The organism is Allobosea sp. (assembly GCF_017308015.1).
Taxonomy (GTDB): Bacteria; Pseudomonadota; Alphaproteobacteria; order Rhizobiales; family Beijerinckiaceae; genus Allobosea.
In genome coordinates, this window is sequence record NZ_JAFKFW010000002.1 from 443,766 (window position 1) to 459,478 (window position 15,713).

Genomic DNA, 15,713 nt, shown 5'->3' on the forward strand with positions numbered 1-15,713 from the left:
CGTCGCGAAGGCTTGGGCCAATGACCTATGGCGAGCCGACGGACCGTCCGATACTCTGCGGAGAATTCCGAAGCGGAAAACCATGACGCCTGTACCCCGGCCTGTTTGGCATACAGCCTCCGTGAGTTTGGCATGATCCCCGCTTGGTCAGTGGTACTGGTCGCGCTTGCCTATCTGTGCGGGCTCTTCGCCGTCGCGCACATGGCCGACACGTCCGGGCGCAAGCTGATGACAGGCCGGGCGCGGACGACGATCTACGCGCTGGCGCTGGGTGTCTATTGCACCTCCTGGACCTTCTACGGCTCTGTCGGCTTCGCCAATCGCGCCGGCTTCGACTTCCTCGGCATCTATGTCGGGCCGATCCTCGTCATCGGGCTGGGGCATCGTTTCGTCGCCCGCATCGTCAGCATCGCCAAGTCGCAGAACATCACCTCGATCGCCGATTTCGTCGGCGCCCGCTACGGCAAGAGCGAGCGCGTCGCCGCTCTGGTCTGCATCGTCGCGGTGATCGGCGCCCTGCCCTATATCTCCCTGCAGCTCAAGGCCGTCGCCAACTCGCTTTCGGTCTTCCTGGCGGCGACCGGCGGCCATCCCCCGACGCCGGACGTGCCCGTGCTCAGCGACCTGCCCTTCCTGGTCGCCATCGTGCTCGCCGGCTTCGCCTGCGCCTTCGGCACCCGCCATATCGATGCGACCGAGCACCAGGACGGACTCGTCCTGGCGATCGCGGTCGAGTCGCTGATCAAGCTCGTCGCCTTCCTCGTGATCGGCTTCTTCGTCGTCTATGGACTGTTCGGCGGTCCGGGCGACCTGCTGGCACAGGCGGCGAAACCCGCCGGAGACGCGCTGCCGATCTGGGAACGGACCTCGAACTGGCCGAACTTCCTGACGCTGACGCTCCTGTCGAGCTGTGCCGCGCTCCTGCTGGCGCGGCAGTTCCACATGACGATCGTCGAGAACCGCGACGTGCGCGACGTGCGCCGGGCGGCCTGGATGTTCCCGCTCTACCTCGTGCTGATCAACCTGTTCGTGCTGCCGCTGGCAACGGCGGGCGAGATCCTGATTCCCGGCAGCGGCATCGACCGCGACATGACGGTGCTGTTGCTACCGCTGCAGCGCGAGGCCGGGGTGATCGCGCTCCTGGTCTTCGTCGGCGGCCTCTCGGCAGCGACGGCGATGGTGATTGTCGCTTCCGTCGCGCTCGCGATCATGATCTCGAACCATCTCGTGATGCCGCTGCTGCTGCGCGGGCAGCGGGGGCTGAGCGATCCGGGGCGAACGGTCCGGCTGTTCGGCGGGCGCGGCACCGGCAACAGCAATCTCGGCGGCGACCTCGGCTCGCAGGTCGTGATCATCCGGCGGCTGAGCATCTTCCTCGTGATCCTGCTCGGCTATCTCTATTACCGTGCCTCCGGCGAGGCCGCGCTCGTCTCGATCGGCCTGCTTTCCTTCGCGGCGACGGCGCAGATCGCACCGGCCTTCTTCGGCGGCCTGTTCTGGCGGCGCGGCACGGCGCTGGGCGCCGCAGCGGGACTGACGATCGGGACGCTGGTCTGGGCCTATACGCTTCTGATGCCGAGCCTCGCATTGCCCGGCGGCTGGTGGAGCAGCATCGTATCCAACGGCCCGTTCGGGGTCGGCATCTTCAGGCCGGAAGCGATGTTCGGACTGGAATGGCAAGCGCTGCCCCATGGCGTCTTCTGGAGCCTTGGCTTCAACATCCTCGCCTATATCGGCTTCTCGCTGCTGCGGCCCGCAAACGCGATGGAGCGGCTGCAGGCCAATGCCTTCGTCGAGTCACAACCGACGACGATGGCACAATCCTTCTCCCTCTGGCGCACCACGATCACCGAGGGCGAGCTGCAATCGACGATCGCGCGCTATCTCGGAGCGGAGCGCACCCAGCGCGCCTTCGAAGGCTTCAACAGCGGCCGCGGCGAAGCCTCGGAAAGCGCACGCCAGGCCGATATCCATCTGCTGCGTTTCGGCGAGCACCTGCTGTCTTCGGCCATCGGCGCGGCTTCTTCGCGCCTCGTGCTGTCCTTGCTCCTGAAGCGGCGCAACCTCTCGACCGAAGCCGCCTTCAAGCTGCTCGACGATGCCTCTGCCGCGCTCCAGTACAATCGAGACATCCTCCAGCACGGGCTCGACCATGCCGGCCAGGGCATCACCGTGCTCGACCGGGATCTGCGCCTTCTCGCCTGGAACCAGGCCTTCATCCAGCTCTACGACCTGCCGGCCTCGCTGGTCCGGTTCGGCACGGGCCTCGACGAGATCGTCCGCTACAATGCCGGGCGCGGCGCCTATGGCACCGGCGCGCGCGACGAATTGATGGCAGCGCGGCTCGAAAGCTTCATCAACGACCGCGAACCCGTCCGCCTCAAGCTCTACCCGTCAAAGAAGGTCATCGAGGTTCGCACCAACGCGCTGCCGGATGGCGGCTTCGTCACGACCTATACCGACATCACCGACACCGTCGCCGGCGAGGAGGAACTCGAACGCGCGAACGAGAGTCTCGAACGCCGCGTCGCCGAACGCACCGAAGAGCTGCTGCACGTCAATGCCGAGTTGCAGCGCGCCAAGGCCGAGGCCGAGGCTGCCAACGCCTCGAAGACCCGTTTCCTCGCCGCCGCCAGCCATGACATCCTGCAGCCCCTCAACGCCGCACGGCTCTATGCGACCTCCCTGGTCGAGCGCGACCGTGGCAGCGGCCAGCCCGAACTCGCCGAGAACATCGACGCCTCACTCGACGCCGTCGAGGAGATCCTGACCGCGCTCCTGGAAATCTCGCGGCTCGACGGCGGGGCACTCAAGCCGGAGCTCTCCTCCTTCCGGCTCGACGAACTGATGCGCCAGCTCCAGCGTGAGTTCGAGCCGAGCGCGCAGGAAAAAGGCCTGAAGCTCGTCTTCATGCCGACCAGCCTGACCCTGCGCTCGGACCGGCGCCTGCTGCGCCGCCTGCTGCAGAACCTGATCTCGAACGCGATCAAGTACACTCCGAGCGGCAAGGTTCTGATCGGCTGCCGGCGCCGGGGCAACCAGGTCGCGGTCGAGGTGATCGATACCGGCCTCGGCATCCCCCAGAGCAAGCAGAAGACAGTCTTCCGCGAATTCCAGCGGCTCGACCAGGGCGCGAAGGTGGCGCGAGGCCTGGGTCTCGGGCTCTCGATCGTGCAACGCATCGCCCGCGCGCTCGACCACGGGCTGACACTCGATTCGGCGCCCGGACGGGGTACGCGCTTCTCGGTCTCGGTCCCACGCGCCGCACCACTGCCGGCGATGACCACCGCAGCCGCGCCCCGCCATGCTCCAGCCGGACAACTCGCCGGCATGCGGCTTCTGGTCTTGGACAACGAACCCGCCATCCTCGACGGCATGAAGCGCCTTCTCGAAGGCTGGGGCTGCCGCGTCACGATCGCCGCCAGCCTGGAGGAGGCGCTGCCGCATGTCGGTTCAAAGGGCGAAGCGGATGTGCTGATAGCCGACTATCATCTCGACCATGGCAACGGGCTGACCGCGATCGGCGCTTTGCGGGCGCGAGCCCGCACGCCGATGCCGGCGATCCTGCTCACCGCCGACCGGACCCAGCATGTGCGCGAGGCCGCGAACGCGCTCGACGTGCATCTGCTCAACAAGCCGCTGAAGCCGGCCGCGCTGCGCGCGCTGCTGGCGCAATGGCGGGCGACGCGGCTGGCGGCGGAATAGCCCTTCAACCGGCCGCCGCGGCGCTGCGCATGGCATCCTCGGTCGCCAGGAAGGCTGCGACTTCCGGACTCGGCTGCGGGCTATCCGCGGACACCCCGATCTCGCCCAGCAAACGCGCCACCGGAACGTAGGCCCGCGCTCTCTTGTCGTAGAGCGCCGCCCGCACCAGCGCGACCGCAGCGACGATCTCCGTGCGATCCCGGCCCTGCATCAGCATGCGGTGCTGCATCACCAGCCAGTTGTCGCTCCAGCACAGGATCGCCGTCTCGACCCGGAACGGCCGGAACAGGCGCATCTCGCGACGGAAGCGGATGGTGCCGGCATTGACCACCGGCAGCCAGCGATGGCGCAGCACCGCGCGCCAGAGACCGCTGCGCAGCATCAGGTCGAGCCGCCCCAGATCCATCAGCGACCAATAGCGCCCGTTGTTCATGTGCAGGCTGGTGTCGAGATCGTGGAACCAGACCCGGAAGGGCAGGACCGAAGCCTGCCCGGGGAGGTTGAGCCGCGGGCGGAAGCGCGTCGTCAGCAGGAGCCAGATCAGGCGGAACCAGAGATTCATGGGAGCTTTTCAGGAGCGGGATCGATCAGATTCTCGCCTCCATCTCATGGAGACGCCGACGATGTCGATCATGCTATCGTCGGCCCGTTGTCCCGGAGTCAGCCCTTGCCCACCCTTCATGTTTCCCCGCTGTCGCGACTCGACGAAACCGTCACGGCCGTCCGGGCCCGCCATCTCGTGACGCTGATCAATGTCGGCACGACGGTCGTGCCGCCGGCCGGAATAGCGCCGGACCGGCATCTCTTCCTGGGCATGTCCGACATCAATCAGGCGCTCGACGGCCATGTGCTCGCCGGCCAGGAGCATATGGCGCGGCTGCTCGCCTTCCTGCGCGACTGGGATCGCACTGAACCGATGGTGATCCATTGCTGGGCCGGGATCAGCCGTTCGACGGCGGCGGCCTATATCGCCGCCTGCATGCTCGGCCCCGATCGGGATGAGGAAGAAGTGGCCGGCGCGCTGCGCGTCGCCGCCCCGTCCGCTACCCCCAATGCCCGGCTCGTCGCGCTGGCCGATGCGGCGCTGGCGCGCCGGGGCCGGATGATCCGCGCCATCGAACGCATCGGACGCGGCGCCGATGCCTTCGAAGGCACGCCATTCACCATGCCATTGACTTGATCTCTCGATTCTCAGCACGCATCTTCCTGCGCGCCTTCTTCATTAACGTTGTGAAAACTACGCTCCCTTCCCTGGTTCGCTGCAGAAAATTGCTTGCATTGCAAGAATTTTGCGACGATGCATCGCGCGGGAGGCTTTTACCGTGACCATGACGATCGAGCTCGATTCACGCGACCGCTCCATCCTGCGGATTCTCCAGCAGGATGGGCGCATCACCAATTCGGACCTCGCCGAGAAGGTGCATCTCTCGCCTTCTGCCTGCCTGCGCCGCGTGCGCCAGCTCGAGGAAAGCGGCCTGATCCGCAGCTATGCCATGGTGCTCGATGACAAGATCGCAGGCTTTCCCGGCACCGCCTTCGTCTTCGTCACGCTCGACCAGCAAGGCCGCGCCTCACTGGAGAGCTTCGAGCAGGCTGTGCAGAGCCTGCCCGAGATTCTCGAATGCCATCTGCTGGCCGGCGCCCATGATTACCTGATGCGCGTGATCTATCGCGACAGCGCCGATTTCGAGCGCATCCACACCGATATCATCACGCAATTGCCTGGCGTCACACGCGTTCAGTCGACGCTGACGCTGCGCACGATCAAGAAAACCTCGGCCCTGCCAGTCTGAGGCAGGATCGCCGCGAAGCGGGTTGCGGCCGGACGCGCTCCGGCCGATAAGCTCCCCGCAGAGAGGAATCAGGCCGTGAGCGAAGAGAACACCAACGCCAATGTCGCCACCCTGCCCTTCGAGGCGGCGATGAAGGAACTCGAGGCCATCGTCGCGCGACTGGAACGCGGCGACGTTCCGCTCGAGGAATCGATCGCGATCTACACGCGCGGCGAAGCGCTAAAGGCGCGCTGCGACGCGCTGCTGAAGCAGGCCGAAGCCCGGATCGAGCGCATCACGCTCGGTGCCGACGGCAAGCCGACGGGCGTAACGCCGCTCGACGTCGAGAACTGAGCCAAACGAACAAGCGCCTTTTGGCCGCGGAGCCGAAAGCTCATCGTCGCGCAATGCCGCGACGGCCCTGCCGTGACGGCATTGCATTTCCGCCAGCGGCCGGTTGCAACGGGGCGCTTGCCTGTGAGCCTCCACAGGGCCAGATTCGGCCTCAACCAAGGAGGCCATCATGTCGCAACTCCCCGCTGACGATCCGGTCCTGGGCGATGCCCGCTCCTGCGAGGCGATCGAGAAGGTGATCGTGCCTCGCTCGCACGATCTCGGCGGCTTCCAGGTTCGCCGGGCGCTGCCGGCCATCGGCCAGCGCATGGTCGGCCCCTTCATCTTCTTCGATCAGATGGGCCCGGCGGAGTTCCATCTCGGCGAGGGGCTGGACGTGCGCCCGCACCCGCATATCGGCCTCTCCACCGTGACCTATCTCTTCGACGGCGAGATCATGCATCGCGACTCGCTCGGCACGGCACTCGCCATCAAGCCGGGGGCGGTGAACCTGATGACGGCCGGGCGCGGCATCGTCCATTCCGAGCGCACGGGCATGGAGGCCCGCGCCACCGGGCCGAAGCTCTACGGTATCCAGGCCTGGCTGGCCCTGCCGAAGACGCATGAGGAGGTCGCGCCCGAGTTCAAGCATCACGGCGCGCAAGACCTGCCGCGCATCGTCGAGGGCGGCAAGCGCATCAGCCTGATCATGGGCTCGGCCTATGGCCAGACCTCGCCGGTGCAATTCCCCTGGGACGCTCTCTATGCCGAAGCCGTGCTCTCGCCCGGCTCGATCCTGCCGCTCGACCCCGACTATGACGAGCGCGCGATCTATATCGTCTCCGGCAAGATCGACATCGCCGGAGACGAGTTCGGCGCCGGCCAGCTCCTCGTCTTCAAGCCGGGCGACCGCATCTCGATCCTCGCCATCGACCAGAGCCGCGTGATGATCGTCGGCGGCGAGCCGATGGACGGCCCGCGCAACATCTGGTGGAACTTCGTCTCCTCCTCGAAGGAGCGCATCGAGCAGGCCAAGCAGGAGTGGAAGACAGGCCGCTTCGACACCGTGCCCGGCGACGAGAGCGAGTTCATCCCGCTGCCTGAGGGCTGAGGCAGTCGCCTCAGACCGCCTCGGAGATGTCCCGCAGCTTCGGCACCTGCGAGAAGCCGATCACCAGCAGCTGGACGAGGAAGCCTGCAGCCGCGAGGCCAAGGCACGCGGCAATGCCGAGATGCGCGGCCACGATGGCGCCGATCGCGGCACCCACCGGCCGCGCGCCGAAGGTCGCCGTCATGATCAGGGCCGAGACCCGGCCGAGCATCGCATTGGGCGTCACCGCCTGGCGCAATGTCATGGTCGAGATCGTCCAGATGATCGGCCCGACGCCGAACAGGAAGAAGCTCGCAGCGACGAGATAGACCGAGGGCAGCCACAGCGTCGCGAACATCACGCCTGCGGCGCAGAGCCCGGCGAAGGGGCCGAGCAGGATCAATGTCCCGAAGGTGACCTGCTTCGAGATGGCCGGCGCGAGGACGGCACCGACGATCATGCCCGCGCCGTAGATGCCGAGCGAGATGCCGACCTGCGTCGCGCTCAGGCTCAGATCCTGCACGGCATAGGCGACATAGACCGCCTGGAAGATGAACCACGAGACGTTGAAGAACACCGCCGTCATCAGGATCGGCCGGAGCAGGTCATGGCCGGCGACGAAGCGGGCGCCTTCCTTCAGATCATGCAACAGGTCGCGCCGCGGACCTGACGGCGCCTCGTCCCTCGGCAAGCCGGCCAGCAGCATCGCCGCGAGGACCGAGAGCCCGGCAGCCAGGCCATAGGCCGTCGAGACCCCGATCCAGCCGACGAGCGCTCCGCCCAGCGCCGGCCCGCCGGCATAGGCGGCGCTGCGGGCCAGCTCCAGCCAGCGATTGGCGTCGGCGAGCCGCTCGCGGGGCACGATCGAGGGAACGAAGGCCGGCGCTGCGACGCTGTAGCAGACCGTACCGATGGCGCCGAACGCACCAAGCAGGGCGAGCCAGCCCAGGTTGAGGCTGCCGACGGCGAGCAGCAGCGGGATCGTCAGCAGGGATACCGCGCGCAAGGCTTCCGTGCCGACCATAAGCCGGCGCCGCGAAGCCCGGTCGACCATCAGGCCGGCGGGAATCGAAAGCAGAAGGAAGGGCAAGGTCTGCGCCGTCTGCAGCCAGCCGGTCTCGGCGGGACCGGCCGCGAGCAGCAGCACTGCGGCCAGAGGCGCAGCGGCAAGCGCGACCTGCTCCGAGAACTGGGCAAAGAGATTGGACCAGCCGATGCGACGAAATGCCGTCGGCAATGGTGCGATATCGGTCGATTGCATCGTGTCACGTCCCCGGAAGCGGTCGTGACGGTACTGAAATCCGTTGCCGACATGGGAACCACCCGTTTCGTGGGAAGACGAGCGCAGATCGACGATCCGACCTGCAAGCACAACTGTGGTTTGCAAGCGCGCCGCGCAGGCTCTATTTCGAAGGCACCCCAGCGAAGGATCAGACAGCCTCGTGCCCCGTCCCGCCACGCCGCTCCTCGACACGATCCACGACACCGCCGATCTGCGGGCCCTCGACGACGCGAAGCTGCGCCAGGTCGCCGACGAGCTTCGGCTCGAGACGATCGACGCCGTCTCCGTCACCGGCGGGCATCTCGGCGCCGGACTCGGCGTAGTCGAGCTCACCGTCGCGCTGCATCATGTCTTCGACACCCCCCGCGACCGCCTGATCTGGGATGTCGGGCATCAGGCCTATCCGCACAAAATCCTGACGGGGCGGCGCGAGCGCATCCGCACGCTGCGCCAGCCGGGCGGCCTTTCCGGCTTCACCAAGCGGGCCGAGAGCGACTACGACCCGTTCGGCGCGGCGCATTCCTCGACCTCGATCTCGGCCGGGCTCGGCATGGCGGTCGGTCGCGATCTCTCCGACGGGCGCAACAACGTCATCGCCGTGATTGGCGACGGCGCCATGTCGGCCGGCATGGCCTATGAGGCCATGAACAATGCCGGCGCGCTCGGCTCGCGCCTGATCGTCATCCTCAACGACAACGACATGTCGATCGCCCCGCCGGTCGGCGCGATGTCGGCCTATCTCGCACGGCTCGTCTCGGGGCGAACCTATCGCTCGATCCGCGAGGTTGCCAAGCAACTCGCCGAGAAGCTGCCGCGCTTCTTCCACGACAAGGCCAGGCGCACCGAGGAATATGCCCGTGGCTTCTGGACGGGCGGGACGATGTTCGAGGAGCTCGGCTTCTACTATGTCGGGCCGATCGACGGGCATAATCTCGACCATCTGCTGCCGGTGCTGCGCAATGTGCGTGATGCCGAGAGCGGGCCGATCCTCGTCCATGTCGTGACGCAGAAGGGCAAGGGCTACGCCCCGGCCGAGGCCAGCGCCGACAAGTACCATGGCGTGGTCAAGTTCGACCCGGTCACCGGCCAGCAGGCCAAGGCACCGGCGAATGCGCCGAGCTACACCAATGTCTTCGCCCAGGCCCTGATCAAGCAGGCGCGGGAGGACGACAAGGTCGTGGCCGTCACCGCCGCGATGCCGTCCGGCACCGGGCTCGATGCCTTCGGCAAGGAATTCCCCGGCCGCACCTTCGATGTCGGCATCGCCGAACAGCATGCGGTGACGTTTGCGGCCGGTCTCGCCACCGAGGGCTTCAAGCCTTTCGTCGCGATCTACTCGACCTTCATGCAGCGCGCCTACGACCAGATCGTTCATGACGTGGCGATCCAGAAGCTGCCGGTGCGCTTCGCGCTCGATCGGGCCGGCCTCGTCGGCGCGGACGGCGCGACGCATGCCGGCTCCTTCGATATCGCCTATCTCGCCTGCCTGCCGGACATGGTGGTGATGGCGGCGGCCGACGAGGCCGAACTCACCCATATGGTCGCGACCGCTACCGCCTATGACGAGGGGCCGATCGCCTTCCGCTATCCGCGCGGCGAAGGCGTCGGCGTCGAGATTCCCGATGTCGGCGTGCCCCTCCCGATCGGAAAGGGCCGCATCGTCCGCGAGGGTACGCGGATCGCAATGCTCTCGCTCGGGACGCGCCTTGCCGAATGCCTCAAGGCCGCCGATCTGCTGGCGCAGCGCGGCCTATCGACCACGGTCGCCGATGCGCGCTTCGCCAAGCCACTCGACGAGGCGCTGATCCTCAAGCTCGCCCGCGAGCACGAGGTTCTCGTCACCGTCGAGGAGGGCTCGGTCGGTGGCTTCGGCAGCCATGTCCTGCATCTGCTGGCGCAGAACGGCGCGCTCGATGCCGGCCTGAAGATCAGGAGCCTGACACTGCCCGACGTCTTCCAGGACCATGACAAGCCGGACGCGATGTATGCCGCCGCCGGGCTCGATGCCGCCGGCATCGTCAAGGCCGTCGAGACTGCACTGGGCCGGCCCAGTGCCGTGAAACTCGCCTGACGACCCGGCCATGAAGAGCCGTGCCGACCAGTTGCTCGTCGAGCGCGGCTTCTTCGAAAGCCGTGCGCGTGCGCAGGCCGCGATCGCAGCCGGGCTCGTCACCGCCAATGGTGCGCCCGTCCGCAAGGCCTCGGAGATGGTGGCCGATGATGCGGAGCTGACTGCGCAGGCGCCGCACCCTTACGTCTCGCGTGGCGGACTGAAGCTGGCCGGAGCGCTCGATGTTTTCGGCTTCGATCCGCAAGGGCTTGTCTGCCTCGATGTCGGCTCCTCGACCGGCGGCTTCACCGACCTGCTGCTCCAGCGTGGCGCACGCCATGTCGTCGCCGTCGATGTCGGGCGTGACCAGCTCCACGCCTCCCTGCGTGCCGATCCGCGTGTGACGAGCTTCGAAGGGCAGGATATCCGGACGCTCGATGCGAGTGTGCTGCCAGAGCGTCCGAGCGTCGCCGCCATCGATGTCAGCTTCATCTCGCTCAAGCTGGTGCTGCCAGCGATCGCAGCGCTCCTCGCGCCTGCGGCCGGCATCGCCGCATTGATCAAGCCGCAATTCGAAGCCGGCCGCGCCGCACTCAAGAAGGGCATCGTGCGCGACGAGGCGATCCAGCTTCAGGTTTGCGACGAGATCGTCGCCGTGTTGCAGGGACTAGGTTTTACGGTGCAGGGACCGATCCCCTCCCCGATTGAGGGCGGCGACGGCAATCGCGAGTTTCTTGTGGCGGCGCGGCGCTGAGGCAAAAGCCCTGATCAGCGCGCGAGCAAGGCATCGATCTGGGCCTGTAGGGCCGTATCCTCGAACTTTCCGATATCGATCGTACCGTTCGCATTGATGAACTGGGTCGCGCGGGCGATCTGCCGGCGCAGCGCCTCGCCGGCGACCTCGACGATCTCCGGCAGTTCCGGCGAGGGCGGGGTTTCCGCGAGCAGCGCCGTCACCGTGCGCACCAGACGCGTCATCGCGTGGCAGGCCTCGTCGAAGGCCCGGGCCCGGTTCGGGTTCAGATCGTCATAGGCGGCGAGAGCCGAGGCGGCACAGCGCAGGGCAGAAGTGGCGAAATGCTCGCGGTAGCCGACGGCTTGCCAGGTCTGAAGATCAGAGAGGATGGTCTCGTCCATCGCGACCATCTCGATCAGCATCAGGGCTTCGCTGTAGCGGTTGAGAAAGTCGGTCGACAGACGCGGATGGACACCGGCGTCGAGCCGATCGGCCGCCGTTCCAGCCAGCATGTCCGTCGCGATGACGCTCATCCGCTACCCCAAATCGGCGCGACTATGTTCGTGCAACCGCAAATAAAGTGTTGCTTCCATCCGCTCGTCTCGACGTAAACAGCGGGCATGTGCGGACGCTATGCGATCACCCTGCCCCCCGAGGCGATGCGCGAGACCTTCGGCTATCGCGAGCAGCCGAACTTCCCGCCGCGTTACAATATCGCGCCGACACAACCGGTGCCGGTCGTCAGGCCTCATGACGGGGCGCGGCAGTTCATGCTGATGCGCTGGGGCTTCATTCCCGGCTGGGTGAAGGATCCCAAGGATTTCCCGCTCGTCATCAATATCCGGATGGAGAGCGCCGCCGAAAGGCCATCCTTCCGCAACGCTCTGACGCGGCGGCGCTGCCTGCTGCCGGCTGATGGCTTCTACGAGTGGCGGCGCAGCGGCACCGGCAAGCAGACCCGCAGCGAGGCCTTCCTGTTCCGCAAGCGCGATCGCAGCCTCTTCGCCTTCGCCGGGCTGTGGGAGACCTGGCATTCGCCGGATGGGTCCGAGATCGACACGGTCGCGATGATGACGGGGCCGGCCAACGGCACGATGGCCCCGATACACCATCGCAGCCCGATCATCATCGACCCGCGCGATCACGACGCCTGGCTCGATCCGCAGGCGACTTCGGAACAGACCGGGCGCCTGCTGAAGCCGCCCCCGGACGATCTGCTGGAAGCCGTGGCGATCGGCAACGCCGTGAACAAGGTCGCCAATGACGCGTCCGAGATCCAGTTGCCGCTGGCCGAGCTTCCGCCGGAAGAAGCCCCCGAAGAACCCAAGCGCCATGCGCGCAAAGCGACCCGGCCTCCCGCAGATGACGGGCAAGGCAGCCTGTTCTAGCGCCGAATTCGTGCTCTGATCGTCGCCGGAAGACGACGAGGAGGAGACTGAAGATGCATGGCCGCCGCCCCACGATGACGTCCCGCCACGGCATGGTTGCCGCGGCCCATCCTTTGGCGGCACAGGCCGGCGCAAAACTGCTGGCGCAGGGCGGCAATGCCTTCGATGCGGCAGCCGCCACCGCGGCCGCTCTCAACGTAGTCGAGCCCTTCATGTCGGGCCTAGCCGGCATGGGCCTGTCGACGATGTGGGTCGCGGCTGAGAAGCGGGTCCGCGTGCTCGATTTCGTGCCGCCGATCCCGGCGAGCTTCCCGGCCGACCGCTTCAGCAAGCGCACCGATCTCGAACGCGGCGCACTCGCCATCGCCTCGCCCGGCAATCTCGCCGGCTGGTGCGAACTGGTGAAGACCTATGGCCGCAAATCGCTGGCGGATGTCTTCGCGCCGGCGATCGCGCTGGCCCGGGACGGGTTCGCGCTGGCCGAGTTCGGCGCGGCAGAATTCGAGGAGAACGACCCGCTGCTGGAGAAGATCCCGGCGCTCTATCCGGCCTGGTCGAAGAACTACCAGCCCAATGGCGCGATGCATCTCGGCTCCGTGCTCGTCCAGTCCGATCTCGCTGGGACATTGAGCGAAATCGCCGAGAAGGGGCCGGATCATTTCTATCGCGGCGCGCTCGGCGAGAAGATCATCGCGCATCTGCAAGCGCTCGGCGGCTCATTGACCATGGCCGATCTCGCGGCGGTGAAGATGGTCTGGCGCGAGCCGATGGCGGTGAGCTTCAAGGGACTGTCGGTGCATGTGCCGCCGCCGCCCTGCGAGGGCTTCCAGTTCCTGCTGACGCTCAAGCTGCTCGACGGGATCGACCTTGCGTCGAAGCCGAGGGATGGGGCTGACCATCTCGACCTCGTCTATCGCGCGATACGCCTCGCGGCGGGCGCGCGCATCGCCCATAACAACCCCTCGCCGGAGAAGCTCGCCGAGATCATGTCGGAGGCTTCGGTCGCGCTCTTGCGCCAGCGCCTGACCGACGGCAAGCCGGTGACCGGCCCGACCGAGCAATGGGTGCCGCAGGACAAGGAAGACCCGGCGCACACGACCTCACTCTCGGTCGCCGACAGCGATGGCAACCTGATCTGCATCACGCAGAGTCTCGGCAGCCCGTTCGGCAGTGGCGTCGTCGTGCCCGGGACGGGACTCTGCTTCAACAACTTCCTGTACTGGGCCGACGTCCAGCCCGGCAGCCCGAACCGCTCCAAGCCTGGCGACGAACTGCCGATGTGCATGTCGCCGACGCTCTCGACCCGCGACGGCAAGCCGGTGCTCGCGCTCGGCACGCCCGGCAGCTACGGCATCATGCAGACGCAGGCGCAGGCCATGGTCCAGCATCTCGTCTACGGCCTGCCGCTTCAGGATGCGATCGAAGCGCCCCGCGCCCGGCTCTGGGACGGCCGCCTCGTCGAGATCGAGAACCGCATCGCGCCGGAGACGATCGCCGAGCTGGTCAAGCGCGGACACGAGGCGCGCCCCTTCGATGTCGGCTGGACGATGCGTTGCGGCGGCATGCAGGCGGTGGCGGTCGATCCTGCGACCGGGGTGTTTACGGGCGCCGCCGATCCGCGTCGCGATGGCTATGTCGCGACGCCCTGAGACGTCACAGCTGGGTTCAGGAAAAGGCGCGGGATCCCCTCTCCTGTAAGGAGAGGGGTAGGGGTGAGGTGTCGGCCCTGGACCAGTTCGTATTGATCTCACAGCAGCAGCGATCGGGTCGCGTTCAAACGACCAACGGCCTACCCCTCACCCTGCCCTCTCCCTATGGGAGAGGGTTCCCCGCGCTGTCCGAGCCTACTTGGTGATCTAGCCTATTTGACTGCCAACACGGCGCCCGGGTTCAGGATGCCCTTCGGGTCGAGCGTCTGCTTGATGGTCCGCATCAGGTCGAGCTCGACCGGATCCTTCACGCCCGGCAGCAGGTCGCGCTTCAGACGACCGATGCCGTGCTCGGCCGAAATCGAGCCGTGGAGCTCCGCGACGATGGCGTGGACCGCCTCGTTCATCTCGCTCCAGCGCGCGAGGAAGCCCGCTTTGTCCGCGCCAACCGGCTGGCTGACGTTGAAGTGGATGTTGCCGTCGCCGAGATGACCGAAGGGCACCGGCCGGCAGCCCGGCACCATCGCCTCCACCGCCGCGATGGCCCGCGCCAGAAATTCCGGCGTTGCGTGGATCGGCACGGAAACGTCGTGCTTGATCGAGCCGCCCTCATAGGTCTGCACCTCCGAGAGCATCTCGCGCAGCTTCCAGAAATCGGCGCGCTGGGTCAGCGACCCCGCCAGGGCCGCGTCGGTGACGATGCCCTTCTCCAGGGCTTCGCCGAGGAAGGCCTCGACATGCTCGTCGAGCCCCGAAGCCTGCTGGGCGGAAACCTCCATCAGCACATACCAGGGCGACGGCTCGGAGAGCGGGTCGCGCGTGCCGGAAGCGTGGCGCAGGACGAAGTCCATCCCGATGCGCGGCATCAGTTCGAAGGTCGTCAGCGTGCCGCCGGCGCCGGCCTTGGCGGCGTTCAGGAGTTCGAGCGCCGCCGCCGGATCGGGCACGGCGAGGAAGGCGGTGGCGCGCGCCGCCGGCGCGGGGAAGAGCTTCAGCACAGCGGCGGTGATGATGCCGAGCGTGCCTTCGGCGCCGATGAAGAGGTTCTTCAGGTCGTAGCCGGTATTGTCCTTGCGGAGCTGGCGCAGGCCGTTCCAGATGCGGCCGTCCGGCAGCACGACCTCAAGGCCCATGCAGAGTTCGCGGGCATTGCCATAGGCGAGCACGGCGGTGCCGCCGGCATTGGTCGAGAGATTGCCGCCGATGGTGCAGGAGCCTTCGGAAGCCAGAGAGAGAGGGAAGAGCCGGCCAGCGGCTTCCGCCGCATCCTGCGCGCGCTTCAGGGTGACGCCGGCCTCGACGATCATCGTGTCGCCATCGGTATCGACGGCGCGGACCTTGTCGAGGCGCTGCAGCGAGAGGATGACCTCCTTGCCCTCGGAGATCGGGATCTGGCCACCGACGAGGCCGGTATTGCCGCCCTGCGGCACCAGCACCGTGCCGGTCTCGGCCGCCAGTTTCACCAGCTCGGCGACTTCGGCGGTCGAGCTCGGGCGAACGATACCCTGCGCCTTGCCGCGGAACAGATCGCGCCATTCCTTGAGGTAGGGCACCATCGCGTCGGCATCGGTGATGACGTTCTTCGCGCCGACGATAGCGGCCATGCGATCGAGAATTGCGCTCATCCTGAAGCCCTGCCTTCGAGAAATTCTGCGGTTCTGCAAACCGCAGAACGTCTCTCAATTTTGCCCTACCGCATTTTCTTCAC

General features: G+C 66.8%; 13 protein-coding genes. 9 read left to right on the plus strand and 4 right to left on the minus strand.

The genetic code is table 11. The features are described 5' to 3' along the window. The first annotated feature begins 132 nt into the window (after nucleotides 1–132). Nucleotides 133–3,705 carry a NahK/ErcS family hybrid sensor histidine kinase/response regulator gene (locus J0I42_RS02135; protein ID WP_291652300.1) on the plus strand — a complete coding sequence of 1,191 codons (3,573 nt, stop codon included), beginning with the start codon at nucleotides 133–135 and terminating at the stop codon, nucleotides 3,703–3,705. 4 nt (nucleotides 3,706–3,709) lie between these two features. On the opposite strand, the gene J0I42_RS02140 is transcribed toward J0I42_RS02135, so the two are convergent. Then, nucleotides 3,710–4,267, minus strand: coding sequence for a thioesterase family protein (locus J0I42_RS02140; RefSeq protein WP_291652302.1), 558 nt, complete (start codon nucleotides 4,265–4,267; stop codon nucleotides 3,710–3,712). A 105-nt stretch (nucleotides 4,268–4,372) separates the two neighbouring features. On the opposite strand from J0I42_RS02140, the gene J0I42_RS02145 reads away from it, so the two are divergent. From J0I42_RS02145 to J0I42_RS02160, 4 genes are all read left to right on the plus strand, one after another. After that, the gene (locus tag J0I42_RS02145) at nucleotides 4,373–4,885 is read left to right on the plus strand and encodes a tyrosine phosphatase family protein (protein WP_291652304.1); all 513 of its coding nucleotides are present in this window, start codon (nucleotides 4,373–4,375) and stop codon (nucleotides 4,883–4,885) included. Between the two features lie 148 nt (nucleotides 4,886–5,033). After that, nucleotides 5,034–5,498 carry an Lrp/AsnC family transcriptional regulator gene (locus tag J0I42_RS02150; RefSeq protein WP_291652671.1) on the plus strand — a complete coding sequence of 155 codons (465 nt, stop codon included), beginning with the start codon at nucleotides 5,034–5,036 and terminating at the stop codon, nucleotides 5,496–5,498. A gap of 75 nt (nucleotides 5,499–5,573) precedes the next feature. After that, nucleotides 5,574–5,831 (plus strand): exodeoxyribonuclease VII small subunit, encoded by a 258-nt coding sequence (locus tag J0I42_RS02155; protein ID WP_291652306.1) that lies wholly within the window; start codon nucleotides 5,574–5,576, stop codon nucleotides 5,829–5,831. A 169-nt stretch (nucleotides 5,832–6,000) separates the two neighbouring features. Continuing rightward, the gene (locus tag J0I42_RS02160) at nucleotides 6,001–6,921 is read left to right on the plus strand and encodes a pirin family protein (RefSeq protein WP_291652308.1); all 921 of its coding nucleotides are present in this window, start codon (nucleotides 6,001–6,003) and stop codon (nucleotides 6,919–6,921) included. Nucleotides 6,922–6,931: 10 nt separating this feature from the next. On the opposite strand, the gene J0I42_RS02165 is transcribed toward J0I42_RS02160, so the two are convergent. Then, nucleotides 6,932–8,161 (minus strand): MFS transporter, encoded by a 1,230-nt coding sequence (locus tag J0I42_RS02165; RefSeq protein ID WP_291652310.1) that lies wholly within the window; start codon nucleotides 8,159–8,161, stop codon nucleotides 6,932–6,934. A gap of 181 nt (nucleotides 8,162–8,342) precedes the next feature. Here J0I42_RS02165 and dxs point away from each other — a divergent pair, with 181 nt between their 5' ends. Both dxs and J0I42_RS02175 read left to right on the plus strand, forming a co-directional pair. Next, nucleotides 8,343–10,253: a 1-deoxy-D-xylulose-5-phosphate synthase gene (dxs, locus tag J0I42_RS02170; RefSeq protein ID WP_291652312.1), complete on the plus strand. Its 1,911-nt coding sequence runs from the start codon at nucleotides 8,343–8,345 to the stop codon at nucleotides 10,251–10,253. A 10-nt stretch (nucleotides 10,254–10,263) separates the two neighbouring features. Next, nucleotides 10,264–10,986 carry a TlyA family RNA methyltransferase gene (locus tag J0I42_RS02175; RefSeq protein WP_291652314.1) on the plus strand — a complete coding sequence of 241 codons (723 nt, stop codon included), beginning with the start codon at nucleotides 10,264–10,266 and terminating at the stop codon, nucleotides 10,984–10,986. Between the two features lie 14 nt (nucleotides 10,987–11,000). Here the strand turns inward: J0I42_RS02175 and J0I42_RS02180 are convergent, their stop codons facing one another. Next, entirely contained in the window at nucleotides 11,001–11,501 is a 501-nt protein-coding gene (locus J0I42_RS02180; protein ID WP_291652316.1) for a hypothetical protein, read from the minus strand. 87 nt (nucleotides 11,502–11,588) lie between these two features. On the opposite strand from J0I42_RS02180, the gene J0I42_RS02185 reads away from it, so the two are divergent. Next, a complete protein-coding gene (locus J0I42_RS02185; RefSeq protein ID WP_291652318.1) occupies nucleotides 11,589–12,356 on the plus strand; it encodes an SOS response-associated peptidase in 768 nt (255 codons plus the stop codon). 53 nt (nucleotides 12,357–12,409) lie between these two features. Continuing rightward, nucleotides 12,410–14,005 carry a gamma-glutamyltransferase family protein gene (locus tag J0I42_RS02190; RefSeq protein WP_291652320.1) on the plus strand — a complete coding sequence of 532 codons (1,596 nt, stop codon included), beginning with the start codon at nucleotides 12,410–12,412 and terminating at the stop codon, nucleotides 14,003–14,005. A 212-nt stretch (nucleotides 14,006–14,217) separates the two neighbouring features. Here the strand turns inward: J0I42_RS02190 and J0I42_RS02195 are convergent, their stop codons facing one another. After that, nucleotides 14,218–15,630, minus strand: a complete 1,413-nt coding sequence (locus J0I42_RS02195; protein WP_291652322.1) for an FAD-binding oxidoreductase — start codon at nucleotides 15,628–15,630, stop codon at nucleotides 14,218–14,220. Between the last annotated feature and the right edge of the window lie 83 nt (nucleotides 15,631–15,713).